The 13,713-nt window shown below is 36.9% G+C and carries 9 protein-coding genes; 4 read left to right on the top strand and 5 right to left on the bottom strand.

All coding sequences use genetic code 11. The annotated features are described in order from the left end of the window. Entirely contained in the window at positions 1-1,014 is a 1,014-nt protein-coding gene (gene moaA / locus I6L50_RS16965) for a GTP 3',8-cyclase MoaA (RefSeq protein WP_219302124.1), read from the bottom strand. Positions 1,015-1,293: 279 nt separating this feature from the next. Between moaA and I6L50_RS16960 the strand changes: the two genes are divergently transcribed. Further along, entirely contained in the window at positions 1,294-1,986 is a 693-nt protein-coding gene (locus I6L50_RS16960) for a Crp/Fnr family transcriptional regulator (RefSeq protein WP_219302123.1), read from the top strand. A gap of 150 nt (positions 1,987-2,136) precedes the next feature. Here the strand turns inward: I6L50_RS16960 and narI are convergent, their stop codons facing one another. From narI to I6L50_RS16940, 4 genes are read right to left on the bottom strand one after another with little or no spacing between them, the layout of a single operon-like run. Further along, positions 2,137-2,826, bottom strand: coding sequence for a respiratory nitrate reductase subunit gamma (gene narI, locus I6L50_RS16955; protein WP_113938590.1), 690 nt, complete (start codon positions 2,824-2,826; stop codon positions 2,137-2,139). Positions 2,827-2,843: 17 nt separating this feature from the next. After that, on the bottom strand, positions 2,844-3,374 hold the full coding sequence (gene narJ / locus I6L50_RS16950; RefSeq protein ID WP_219302122.1) for a nitrate reductase molybdenum cofactor assembly chaperone: 531 nt from the start codon (positions 3,372-3,374) through the stop codon (positions 2,844-2,846). A gap of 19 nt (positions 3,375-3,393) precedes the next feature. Further along, on the bottom strand, positions 3,394-4,869 hold the full coding sequence (narH, locus tag I6L50_RS16945; RefSeq protein WP_219302121.1) for a nitrate reductase subunit beta: 1,476 nt from the start codon (positions 4,867-4,869) through the stop codon (positions 3,394-3,396). Then, positions 4,859-8,542, bottom strand: a complete 3,684-nt coding sequence (locus I6L50_RS16940) for a nitrate reductase subunit alpha (RefSeq protein ID WP_219302120.1) — start codon at positions 8,540-8,542, stop codon at positions 4,859-4,861. The genes narH and I6L50_RS16940 overlap by 11 nt, the downstream gene beginning before the upstream one ends. Positions 8,543-9,252: 710 nt before the next feature. Between I6L50_RS16940 and I6L50_RS16935 the strand changes: the two genes are divergently transcribed. Genes I6L50_RS16935 through I6L50_RS16925 form a run of 3 tightly spaced genes read left to right on the top strand, consistent with a single transcriptional unit; the run spans position 9,253 to position 13,654 of the window. Next, a complete protein-coding gene (locus tag I6L50_RS16935; protein WP_113938586.1) occupies positions 9,253-10,215 on the top strand; it encodes an AAA family ATPase in 963 nt (320 codons plus the stop codon). Next, positions 10,215-11,429 (top strand): DUF58 domain-containing protein, encoded by a 1,215-nt coding sequence (locus I6L50_RS16930; RefSeq protein WP_219303714.1) that lies wholly within the window; start codon positions 10,215-10,217, stop codon positions 11,427-11,429. The genes I6L50_RS16935 and I6L50_RS16930 overlap by 1 nt, the downstream gene beginning before the upstream one ends. Beyond that, a complete protein-coding gene (locus tag I6L50_RS16925) occupies positions 11,426-13,654 on the top strand; it encodes a transglutaminase TgpA family protein (protein ID WP_219302119.1) in 2,229 nt (742 codons plus the stop codon). The genes I6L50_RS16930 and I6L50_RS16925 overlap by 4 nt, the downstream gene beginning before the upstream one ends. The last annotated feature ends 59 nt before the right edge of the window (positions 13,655-13,713 follow it).

The following is a 13,713-nucleotide window of genomic DNA, read 5'->3' as shown; positions in this document are numbered from 1 at the left end:
CTATCCACCAATATAAGACATTTCAACTTTTGGACGTTTATTTGTACTTTCAGCCGTTCTTTCATCCGAATACCGATCTGTTCTGCACTCCCATGTATGTTGGAGAATTTTTAATAGTGATGCATCAGAAATATTTTCTCGAAGAAGCGTTCGCAAATCAGTTCCTTTCGTTCCAAATAAGCACGTAAAAAACTTACCGTCTGCCGATATACGAGCTCTCGTACAAGAGGAACAAAAAGATTCAAAAACAGAAGTAATAAATCCAACTTCTGCATCGCTCCCTACATATCGATACAATTTCGCAACTTCTCCAAAGTAACGAGGTTTAACAGGCTCAATCGGATATACACGATTAATTTTCTCTATTAATTGTTCCTTCGTAATAACTTGTTCAAAGTTCCATCCGTTCGTACTGCCCACATCCATAAATTCGATAAAACGAAGCTGAATTTCTTGTTCTTTAAAATAACGAGCCATAAGAAGAATTTGACTATCATTCATCCCTTTTTTTACGACCATATTTACTTTTACTTCTAATCCAGCTGCCTTTGCTGCTTCAATTCCTTTCAATACAGGTTTTGTACTTACATTTCGTCCATTAATTTTTCGGAAGACATGATCTTCTATCGCATCTAAACTAATGTTTACACGTTTTAATCCCGCTTCTTTTAATGCCCTTGCCTGTTTTGCTAAATGAATACCGTTTGTTGTGAGTCCAATATCCTTTAAGCCTTCTAGCTTTGCAAGCCTTGCAATTAACTTCGGTAAATCTTTACGCAATAAAGGTTCACCGCCAGTAAGTCTAATTTTATTAACACCCATACTTATAAATAATCTCGCTAACCTTTCTATTTCATCGAACGTTAATAAAAACTCTTCCTGTAAAAAAGCATAATCAGGTCCGAACACTTCAGCTGGCATACAGTACGTGCACCTAAAATTACAACGGTCAATAACTGAAATACGTAAATCTTGAAGTGGCCGCTCTAAAGAATCTTTCATCTTCTCGTGCATATATATCCCTTCTTTTCTACTGCAATCATTAGTAAGCTTTCAAATTTTTTATTTGCCTTCATTATAAAAAAGAAGCTACATATTCAATGTGACTTTTCTCACATTACTCTCCCCATTCAAAAATTCTTCACAAATCTGTTCGCATTTTGTTCACATCTTCAGTCCCTACTCCTTACGGTCATTGAAATTTTACAACAATTTTGAAATAGCTCTTGCATTTTCAGCATACTTACACTCAAAATAGGAAATGTATTGCTTATAAGAAGAAAGGTGATTGCTGTGACAAACAGTATGAAATTATCTCAAGATTTAAAGGAATTACTTGCATCTGTTGAATATAAAATGCAAATTAAAAAAGGAAGTTTTATTTTTCAAGAAGGTATGGAGGCAACCGAACTCTATATCATCCACTCCGGAAAAGTACAAATTAGTAAACTAAGTGCTGATGGGCAAGAGTTGACACTCCGTATTTGTTCGGCATATGACATTATTGGAGAATTAACATTGTTCACGGACGATGCGAAGTATTTATTAAATTCAAAATGCCTTGAAGATGTTGAAGTAGGCGTTATAAAGCGTGAAGCGTTAGAAAGAGAATTACTCCAAAAGCCCGCACTTGTATTTGAATTTATGAAATGGATTAGTGAACATTTAAGAAGAATGCAAACGAAGTTCCGAGATCTAGTATTACACGGCAAAAAAGGTGCCTTGTATTCTACTCTCATTCGAATGACAAATAGTTATGGTGTGTTAAAAGAAAATGGGATTCTCATCGATTTACCATTAACGAATCAAGAACTTGCAAACTTTTGTGCAACTTCGCGTGAAAGTGTAAATCGAATGTTAAATGATTTGAAAAAAAAAGGTACGATTTCTATTCATAAAGGAAAGATTACAATCCATGATTTACAATTTTTAAAATATGAAATTGCTTGTGAAGATTGTTCTGCCTCTGTTTGTAGCATAGAGTAGCATCGTATTTAGATGCTACTCTTTTTTTCATATTAAGCTACTTATTAATTTTCACGTACACGGTCACCCCTCTATATAAACAAAGACGAGACCTTCCATATTAGGCCTCGCTTCATTTTAGCCGCTAGCTCTTATCCGTTTACAGGGGCATTATTTTTTCAATTCATTAGGAATACGTCTTCTGTAAATCACATAACTACGGCTTAAGTATTTAATTGGGGCACTAAATACATGGACAAGTCTAGTAAATGGCCATACTGCGAATAGACCCATACCTGCAATTATATGAATTTTAAACCATACTGGTACTTCCATCATATATTCAACTTTCGGTTGGAAAATAAAGAGACTTCGGAACCACGGACCGATTGTTGTACGATAATCAAACCCCTTTGAGTCGATATTTAAAAAGGTTGAAGAAAGTCCCGCTAGCATTACGATTAATAATAAAATAAGCGCAATATAATCTCCCTTTGTACTCGTTGCAATGATGCGTTTTACTGTTACACGGCGGTACGTTAATATAATTAAACCGATGATAGAAGCAACACCTGCCGGAAGCCCGAAACTAATTGCTACTACATGATACATATGCTCAGAAATACCTATTGAACGGTATACGGACTCTGGAATTAAAATCCCCATAACATGACCGCCAATTACGAACATTATCCCAAAGTGGAATAATAGACTTCCGATCCGGAGCATTTTCTTCTCTAATAGCTCGCTAGATTTTGATGTCCAGCCAAATTGATCATAGTTGTATCTGAAAATATGTCCACCGATAAAGATTGCAAAAATGATATAGGGAAACAGCACCCATAAAAATTGATCCATCATTTTGACAACACTCCTTTCTAATTCGTCTGTACTCCCCATGCATCGATAGCTAGGAGAACGGCTGCAAGAATTGGTTCGTGCATACAGTTTGCTTCTTTTAATTGCACGTGCAGTGCTTGTATATTTTCTGTGTATTTACTCATAATTGGTTCACTATCTTTTTCGTTTGCATTTGCAAGAAACTCAAGTAAAAGTGGTAAATAATCAGGTAGTTCTTTATCTGTTACGTTAAAACCAGATTTTTGATAATGCTGTTTTAACTCTAATAATTCAATTCCACGCTCTCTTTGTTCACCTGTTTTCATGTAGGTAAGATACATATTTGTCTTCTTTCCAAAGTCGAATGTATAGACGTAAGAATCAATAAGTTGATTGTCTGTTTTATTTAGCGCTTCTTTTATAAATGTTGTAAGTGATGCTCTGATTTCTTCCTGTTCAATTTCTTGAATCTCTTCCTGTAATTCTAGTAAAGCTTCCCTCCAACCTAGTTCAGGATAGGAGAGAAGAAAAGAAGAACAAGAAAAAGCTGTTTGTAAACTTTGTTTCATAGTTTTCTGCCCCCTTTTTTTAAGAAATTGTCGTACAAGAGCCTGGCCCACCTGCGAAAGATAAACCACAACTTCCTTGCTCGCTATATAAATCTGCAACTTGTTCGCGGTGAGACGTCGGGATAACAAAGCGATCTTTATATTTCGCAATAGCAAGAAGACGATACATATCTTCTACATCTTCTTTCGTTAAACCGAGTTTTTTTAATACAGCTTCATTTGGTTCTTTATTAATTTGCAATGCTCTCATATGTGTTCGCATGACAGCCAATTTTTTCAATGTAAGACGAATATGTGATTCATCTCCTGCAGTGAGTAAATTCGCTAAATATTGAATTGGAATACGCATATTATCAATAGCAGGGAAAATCTCTTCTGCTTGCCAGTTACTACCTTTCCCCTCCACCATGTTCATAATTGGGCTAAGCGGCGGGATATACCAAACCATTGGCATTGTACGATACTCTGGATGAAGAGGTAGAGCGATTTTCCAATCGATAATCATTTTATAGATTGGCGACTGTTGTGCCGCTTTAATCCATTCTTCAGGAATCCCTTGTTTTTTCGCTTCAGCTGCTACTTCTGGATCATTTGGATCTAGGAAAACAGTAAGCTGAGATTCATATAAATCTTTTTCATTTTCAACAGAAGCCGCTTCTTTTACTTTGTCAGCGTTATATAGCATTACCCCAATATATCGAATACGTCCTACACAAGTTTCAGAACAAATTGTTGGCATACCAGCTTCAATACGAGGGAAACACATTGTACATTTTTCAGCTTTATTTGTTTGCCAGTTAAAATATACTTTTTTATACGGACAAGACGATACACAAAATCTCCATGCACGACATGCATTTTGATCCACAAGAACAATCCCATCTTCCTCACGTTTATACATCGCACCCGATGGACAAGAAGAAACGCAAGATGGATTCATACAATGTTCGCAAATACGTGGTAAATACATCATAAAGACATTTTCAAAATCCGTTTTAATTCCTTCTTCCATTTTCTTGACGTTCGGATCTTGTAACCCTGTTATATGTCCGCCTGCTAAATCATCTTCCCAGTTTGGACCCCATTCAATTTTGTCGATAAATTCACCCGTAATTGCTGATTTCGGACGAGCAACTGGTTGATGCTTACGCTGCGGGCTATTTGTTAATGTTTCATAATCATAATTCCAAGGTTCAAAGTAATCATCAATTGTTGGCTGATCTGGATTGTGGAAAATATTCATAAGACGCTTCATTTTCGAACCGGATTTCAGCTGAATTTCACCATTTTTCAATTCCCAGCCGCCTTTGTATTTCTCCTGATTTTCCCATTGTTTCGGATAACCAATTCCAGGTTTCGTTTCTACGTTATTGAAGTACATATATTCAGCACCTGGACGATTCGTCCAGGTGTTTTTGCATGTTACGCTACAAGTGTGGCAGCCGATGCATTTATCTAAGTTCATTACCATTCCGACTTGCGCTTTAATCTTCAAGCCAATCTACCTCCTTCAGTTTACGGATTACAACGTTTAAGTCACGCTGGTTCCCAGTCGGACCATAATAGTTAAATCCATAGCTTAATTGGCCATATCCACCAATCATGTGTGTTGGTTTAACGTGAATACGGGTTGGACTATTATGTGTTCCCCCGCGGGTGCTTGTTAATTTCGTACCAGGCACGTTAATGTGACGATCTTGCGCATGGTGCATAAATGCCATCCCCCTCGGTATACGGTGCGTTACAACAGCACGTGCTACGACTACGCCGTTACGGTTAAAGCATTCAATCCAATCATTATCAGCAACACCAGCTTCATTCGCATCATCTTTATTCATCCAAACAGTTGGACCACCTCTAAACAGCGTTAACATTGGCAATGAATCGAAGTACATACTATGAATCGACCACTTATTATGCGGTGTTAAATAGTTTAGTGTAATTTCTTTCCCTTCTACTTCAGGGCGTGATTTACGGAATGGTTTATGTTGCAGTATTGGTTTAAATGTTGCCATCGTTTCGCCAAATTCTTTCATCATGTCGTGATCTAAGTAGAAAGATTGTCGACCAGTTATCGTTCTCCAAGGGATGAGACGTTCAACATTTGTTGTAAATGGTGAGTAACGGCGTCCACCTTTTTCAGAACCAGTAAAGGCCGGAGAAGTAATTACTGTTTTAGGCTGCGCTGTAATTTGTTCAAATGTGAAGCATTCTTCTTCACGTTCTTCTGCTAAGTCACGTAGTTTTAAATCGGTTTGTTTTTCAAGCGCTTCCCATGCTTTTACCGCCATATGACCGTTTGTTGTAGAAGAAAGTGTTAATACCGCCTCAGCAGCATTAATTGCTTCTTTTATGTCTGGGCACCCCTTCGCAATAGAATCCGTTCGAACAACTCCTAATCGACTCTTTAATTGCTCATATTCTTTTTCTGCCGACCAAGAAATCCCTTTCGTACCAATCGGTTGTTTTCCGGTATTTGGTCCAAGCGCTGTCATTTTGTCATAAATCGTTTTATAATCTCGTTCGACAACATGAATTTGCGGCATTGTTTTACCTGGGATCGGTTCACACTCACCTTTGCTCCAGTCTTTAATCTTACCAAGTGGTTGCGCTAATTCTTGCGGTGTATCGTGAAGAAGTGGTGTTGCAACGACCTCTTTCATTGGTTCAAGATCGATTTTCTTCGCTAAATCTGACACAGCTTTAGAAAGAGCGGTGAAAATATCCCAGTCAGAGCGTGCTTCCCACGGTGAACCGATTGCTGGATTAAATGGATGCACAAATGGATGCATATCCGTACTGCTTAAATCATGTTTTTCATACCAAGTTGAAGCAGGTAAGACGATATCAGAATAAAGCGCCGTTCCAGCCATACGGAAATCTAAATTAATGAGTAAATCTAACTTCCCTTCAGGTGCATCTTCATGCCATTTAATTTCTTCTGGTCGTAATGAATCGCTATCATCATTCATTAATCCGTTTGTTGTACCTAATAAATGTTTTAAGAAATATTCGTGCCCTTTACCAGAACTTGAAATTAAGTTTGCACGCCATACGAATAAGTTGCGCGGGAAGTTATTTTTATTATCTGGATCTTCAATTGCAAATTTCAGCTCTTTTTCTTTTAATTTTTGTGCAACATATTTTCCGATTTCTTCTTGCGTTGTTGCACCAGCAGCAACAGCTTCTTTATATAATTCAATTCCATTCTTCTCGAATGTTGGATAAGAAGGTAACCAGCCAAGTCGTGCTGCTAATACGTTGTAATCACCGTGATGTTGATAACGAGAGTTGCCCTCAACTGGTGATGCTAAATGTCCAACAGGTGTATCTTCATAGCGCCATTGATCTGTTACGAAATAGAAGAAAGATGTACCGTTTTGTAATTTCGGTGGCCCCTGCCAATCTTTCGCCATCGCGATTGTTTGCCATCCTTCTGCTGGTCGTAATTTTTCTTGACCAACATAATGTGCCCAACCGCCGCCGTTTACACCTTGTGCCCCAACGAGAAGAACAAGATTTAAAACTGCACGATAAATCGTATCAGAGTTAAACCAATGGTTAATACCAGCTCCCATAATAATCATCGAGCGGCCATTCGTATCAACTGCATTTTGCGCGAACTCACGAGCAATTTGAATAATAAGCTCTCGCTTTACTCCGGTCATTTTCTCTTGCCATGCAGGTGTAAACGGTACATCATCATTGAAATCTTTCGGTTCTTGCCCGCCAAGACCTCGGTTCACACCGTAATTTGCTAACGTTAAGTCATATACAGTTGTAACGTACACTTCGCCTTCTTCTGTCATAACTTTTTTCACTGGAATTGTACGTTCTAATATTGTATTTCCATCATCAGAGAAGTACGGAATTTGCACTGTTTCAACACTATCTTCCATTCCAAGTAAAGAAAAACGCGGATCAATCGTTTCACCTGTCTGTTCATCTTCTAAACGCAAGTTCCATTTCTTCTCGTTATCCCAACGTGATCCCATTGTGCCGTGAGGTGTTGCAAAATCTTTCGTGTTATCGTTCCAAAGAACAGGCTTCCATTCTCCTAACTTTGTTTCACGTCCAATATCAGTAGCATTTAAGAAACGATCAGCGACGAATTGATCTCCTTTTTGTTTCAATGTGACAAAGAAAGGAAAATCAGTATATTGCTTCGCATACTTTGTGAAGTATTCCACTTGATTATCTACGTAAAATTCTTGTAAGATCACATGCCCCATTGCCATCGCAAGTGCACCATCTGTACCTTGTTTCACACTAATCCAATCATCTGCAAACTTTGTAGACTCGGCAAAGTCAGGACTTACAGAAACGACTTTCGTTCCTTTATATCGAACCTCTGCTAAAAAGTGAGCATCTGGCGTTCTCGTCATCGGTACGTTTGAGCCCCATGTCATAATGTAACCAGAGTTATACCAGTCACTACTTTCTGGTACATCAGTTTGATCACCCCAAATTTGCGGAGAAGCCGGTGGCAAATCAGCATACCAATCATAAAAGCTAAGCATCGGTCCACCCATAAGTTGCATGAAACGGCTACCTGCAGCGTGACTTAACATCGACATAGCTGGAATTGGCGAAAAACCAACATTGCGGTCTGGACCGTATTTAATTACTGTATAAAGTAAAGAAGCTGAAACAAGTTGTAATACTTCATCCCAATTCGCACGAATGAATCCCCCTTTACCACGCGCCTGCTTATACTTACGTGCCTTTTCAGGGTTTTCCACAATGCTTTTCCAAGCATCTAATGGTGACTCGTTATTTTGTAGTTCTTCTTGCCACATTTCCCAAAGCACACCACGTACATATGGATATTTCACACGAAGCGGACTATAAATGTACCAAGAAAAGCTCGCTCCACGCGGACATCCTCTTGGTTCAAAATCAGGCATATCAGGACCTGTAGTCGGATAGTTAAGCTCCTGCCCTTCCCATGTTACAATTCCATCTTTCACATAAATGTTCCAACTACAAGAACCAGTACAGTTCACGCCATGTGTAGAACGAATTACTTTATCATGCTGCCAACGCTTTCTATACACATTTTCCCATTCACGATCTTCATATGTTTCTTGTGTATGATTATCGTTATAACGATCTATTGGTGAAAAATATTTTAAACGTCTCATTAATGCTGAAGGTTTCTTCTTCATACTGTTCACTCCTTTAGTACGTCTCTCTTACATACCCTTACTATAAAAGAGGTTGTAAAATACAGATGTGACATTTCGCACAGTTCAAGAGATTGTCATAAATTCATTTGGAAATCGGTTTAAGGGGAAACATTTATAAGTAAAGATTACTTTGTTTTGTTGTGAAGATTTCGGTCAGCGGTGGGCTTATTAGGAGAATAGTATTTGGAGGATTCACCTTTTTCTGCATAAGAAAAAACGCAGGAGAAATTCCTACGTTTTTATATAAATATATTAAAAAGAGTTTTGATACTACTTCAATAATGCTATAAGGAATTTACTTTTCTGCAACGATACTATTATCAAGACATATTTTATATAAAGTGAAACTTTAATGAGCCCGCAAATAGAGGGATAAAACTACAAATCATTATTTACTGTATTGCCCTTAATTACGGAAACAATTATACTAGATGTTATCCGCATATATAATCTGAATATTCATAAAATTACGAGTAGGATTCCCTTTGGGGACATAGAAATTATAAAGTATATCACCATGATTTTTTAACATTTAAGTTTTTCCTATTTATATAAGTTCTCAATATGAACTTATATAAACCATTCCTACTTACCTCTTAGATTACTATTATACTGCATTAAAATGAAGGAACTCCTTTTCTTTAACATAAAAATGAATTAGAAAAGATAATAAAATTAGGAGGATTACGATGCCCCAGCTTGATTCATTACATCCCATAGTAGAAAAAATAATCACCAATATTGAAAAATTAATGGTCGGAAAACGACAAGAAACGCTCTTAGCTTTGACAGCTCTCTTAGCTGAAGGTCATGTACTATTAGAAGATGTTCCTGGCGTTGGGAAAACAATGCTAGTACGTGCTCTTTCTAAATCAATTGATGCTGATTACAAGCGTATTCAATTCACACCTGATTTACTGCCGTCAGATGTAACAGGTGTTTCTATTTATAATCCAAAAGAACTCCAATTTGAGTTCAAGCCTGGACCGATTATGGGGAATTTTGTACTTGCTGATGAAATTAATCGTACATCTCCAAAGACACAATCTGCCTTACTTGAAAGTATGGAAGAAGGCACTATCACAATAGATGGCATTACAAGATCGTTACCAAAACCTTTCTTTGTAATGGCTACACAAAATCCGGTCGAATATGAGGGAACATATCCTTTACCAGAAGCTCAGCTCGATCGTTTCTTGTTGAAGCTAAGAATGGGATATCCTACACCAGAAGAAGAATTTGAAATTTTAAACCGGATGGAAAAAACAAATCCACTCTCTCATTTACAAGCTATTACTACAATAAAAGAATTACTTTATTTACAACAAAGCGTACGGGAAGTAAGCATGGACAAAGCAATCAAGCATTACATTGTAAAACTTGTTACTCAGACGCGTTCTTATAGTTCTATACAGCTAGGTGCAAGTCCACGCGGCTCAATCGCTTTAATGAAAGCTTCACAAGCTTATGCATTCATCCATGGCAGAAATTATGTTATTCCAGACGATGTTAAATTTTTAGCTCCTTACGTTTTAGCTCACAGACTCATTCTAAAAATGGAAGCAAGATTTGAAGGAATAACAGGAGAACAAGTTATCGCCAAAATCGTTGCACGAACTACCGTGCCGACTCAAAGGACGAAAAACCTTTGATGAAACGACTACTACGAGCACTATATCACGTTACGAAGTTATTGCTAATACCTTTATGCCTAGTCTTAACATTTGTGTACGCTATGCTTCAAGGAGGATTTGTAAGTTGGTTTTTGTTTTACAGTACGATTCCTATTGGTCTTTATTCACTACTATTTCCCTTCTACGCTTTACGAGACGCTGAAGTAAAACGAATAACAAACAAAAACGAATATGTAGCCGGAGAACAACTTTTAAGCACTATTACAATAAAAAGAAAATTTCCTTTTCCCTTACTTTATTTAGTTATAGAAGATGAACTACCATCACAATTTACAAGTTGTAGACAAACAAAGATGAATAAGGTAATACTCTTTCCAGGATTAAAACGAAATATTTCGTTTCAATATGTGATTGACACAATCCCTAGAGGAGAGCACACTTTTTCAAGCGTACGTGTCAAAACTGGTGATCTATTCGGTATGATGGAGAAAGAAGTAACTTTTTCAGTTCCAGATACATTTTTAGTCTATCCCCAGTATGTAGATATAACGTATCGACAATTGGAAAATCATTTCGAACAAGGGGCACTTTCAGCAAATATAAATTTAGCAAAAGACTCTACAATCTCTGTCGGTGTCAGAGACTATAAACCTGGTGACCGCTTTTCATGGATTGATTGGAAAGCAACTGCCCGAACAAACAATATTATGACGAAAGAGTTTGAACAACAGCGCAGCCATAATATTATGATATTTATGAACAGAACTGAGTCCCCTCTATTCGAATCAGTCGTAACGTTTACTGCCTCTATTGTGAGGGCTGTCTTGAAGCAAAATTCACCAGCATCATTCGTGTCTGTCGGAAAAGAACAAACTATTTTCCCTTTAAACAATGGAGATACTCAGTTGCAACAAATCTTTTTTCATTTAGCAAAAGTACAAGCAGACAGTGTATTCCCGCTCTCCCGGAGTGTAGAAATGGAATTAAGAAAAATTTATGAGCCCGTAACGATTATACTCGTGACAAGCGATCTTTCTCCCGATATTCAAAAGGCGGCTAACTTTGCTGCTATAAAAAACAGAAAATTAATGGTGTTTGTCGTGAAAGAAAAAGCAAATCAACTCTCACATCGAGAACTAAGTATTCTAGAAACTCTACAAAAACGAAAAATATTTGTAAATGTGGTTTATGGGAACCGGTATACAAACGTGTTTTTTGAGGTGAGCAAATGATAACATTACAGGCAAAAAAACAATTGGATATGACTAGATTTTTCATGCATGCATGCGCATTTCTACTTTTACTAGAATGGCTAAGGCCCCTTATAGGTATTACAAACGTAGGTAGATTAGATATTTTTGTAATATTTATAGGAATTTGCTTCACTCTCTCTTTTTTTCAAACAAGGTGGCAGATTCCAATAAAGATCGTCACGATTTTATTCATCATTCATTTCCTGTATTATAAAAATGCTTTTATAAATCCATCTTGGCTAACGAAATTTTTTTCTGATATTTCTCGAAATTCCTCCCTGTTATTTCAAGGGAATTTGCTAGATATTTCTCCAGTTTTTCCAACCCTTTTATTTTTTTTATCATTTTGGTTTTTGAGTTCTTTCATCTCTTTTTGGATGATTCATAAAAAACACGGGTTGTTATTTCTTATATTGACTATTATTTATATCATAATTTTTCATAACTTACATTTATACAATGCAAACTACGCTATTATTCGTACTGTTGTCATCGGCTTTTTTATGCTTAGTCTTCTTCAAATAGAACGAATAAAAGAGATTGAACACTTACAAAATTATGCTAGAGTAATCTCAAAATTACTTAGACCTCTTACAATATTTATTGTATTGTCAGCAACCATCGCATACTTTGCTCCAAAATTTGGCCCTCAATGGCCAAACCCAATGGATTTTTCAAAATTCAACACATCTGAAGCAAGTAAAGAACAAGAAGTTTCTAAAATTGGATATGGTCTAGATGACTCGCAATTAGGCGGTCCTTTTAAGCCGGATAATACAATTATTTTTACAGCACAAACGCAAAACAAACAATATTGGAGAGTAGAAACAAAAGATTTTTATACAGGAAAAGGCTGGGAGGTTTCTGAAAACCCGGAAAAGGTTTCTTTTAAAAATAAAAACGACGTCGTGAGTTGGTACGAACAAAATACAAAAACGGAGACAACCGAAGCAACAATCACCATGCAAAAAAGTTATCCTCACCTTACCTATCCAGCAGGATTAGTATCAGTTGATGCTTCTTCTGATGTATCATACAGCGTTGACCCATTTTCAGAAAAAATCTATACGATGCACGGAGACTCTTCTACTACTTTAAACTCGTATAAAGTAACATATGAGATTCCGGAGTTTTCCATAGAAAATTTGAAATCTGTAAAAACGAATGAAGGTCATGAAACAAGTCCTTATTTCATGACAAAGTACACACAACTTCCCGAATCATTACCGCAGCGAGTAAAAGACTTGGCTGTTAATCTTACAAATGATAAAGGCAACCGATATGATAAAGTATTAGCTATTGAAAATTACTTCACAGACAACTCTTTTGTATACGAAACAATGAATGTCTTATTTCCTTCCAAAAACCAAGATTATGTAGATCAATTCCTTTTCGATACAAAAAGCGGATACTGTAATAATTTTTCGACTTCTATGATCGTCTTACTTCGTTCTGCCGGGATTCCCGCTCGCTGGGTAAAAGGCTATACAGAAGGAACTCTTGAGAATACACTTGCTAGTACAGAAGGTGAGAATATTTATAAAATCGAAAACAATAACGCACACTCTTGGGTCGAAGTATATTTCCCAGGATACGGATGGATTCCATTCGAACCAACAAAAGGATTTACCAATCCCTATAATTTCACAAATAATACTCCTGCTTCTACTTCACAAAATAACGAAGTAAATAATTCTAATAACGAGCCAATACACCAACGGAACAATGAAGCAAAGCTCAAAAATTTAATAGAAAATACACAAGAAGCCTCTACTAAAAAGATCGAAAATTCTAAAAACGAGTTTTCTTGGTGGTACGTATTCCTCTCTACGATGCCGATTAGTATCATCGGATACATTCTCTTCACCACTAGAATGAAATGGATTACATTTTTTATTATTCTTTTCTATAAATACCGAAAAGATGATGCTGTTTATCAAAAAGCTTACGGTGCACTTTTAAAACAATTTGCGAGAATCGGCATACCACGGGGTGAAAGTCAAACATTCCGAGAATACGCTCTCCACATCGATACACTTTACAATTCGGCCGATATGCAACAACTTACTTTCAGTTATGAGAACGCTATGTATCAAAAGGAACAGGCCGCAGCCGAATGGAAGACATCCGTACACTTATGGGAAGTGCTTATGAAAAAAGCAGCTTCTCTGCCTAAATCAAACGACTACGATAGAGTGATTTAATCTTGATAATGTGAGTTTAAAGAAAACACCTCAAAGAGCTACTTTGTTCTTTGAGGTGT

Origin of the sequence: Bacillus sp. FDAARGOS_1420 (assembly GCF_019344915.1) — a bacterium.
GTDB lineage: Bacteria > Bacillota > Bacilli > Bacillales > Bacillaceae_G > Bacillus_A > Bacillus_A mycoides.
Note: the sequence above shows the minus strand (reverse complement) of the source record. Positions and strands in the feature narration are given on the sequence as shown.

Coding starts and splice junctions, on each gene's coding strand:
- moaA (WP_219302124.1), bottom strand. CDS start 1,014: ATGCACGAGAAGATGAAAGATTCTTTAGAGCGGCCACTTCAAGATTTA.
- narI (WP_113938590.1), bottom strand. CDS start 2,826: ATGATGGATCAATTTTTATGGGTGCTGTTTCCCTATATCATTTTTGCA.
- narJ (WP_219302122.1), bottom strand. CDS start 3,374: ATGAAACAAAGTTTACAAACAGCTTTTTCTTGTTCTTCTTTTCTTCTC.
- I6L50_RS16940 (WP_219302120.1), bottom strand. CDS start 8,542: ATGAAGAAGAAACCTTCAGCATTAATGAGACGTTTAAAATATTTTTCA.
- I6L50_RS16935 (WP_113938586.1), top strand. CDS start 9,253: ATGCCCCAGCTTGATTCATTACATCCCATAGTAGAAAAAATAATCACC.
- I6L50_RS16930 (WP_219303714.1), top strand. CDS start 10,215: ATGAAACGACTACTACGAGCACTATATCACGTTACGAAGTTATTGCTA.
- I6L50_RS16925 (WP_219302119.1), top strand. CDS start 11,426: ATGATAACATTACAGGCAAAAAAACAATTGGATATGACTAGATTTTTC.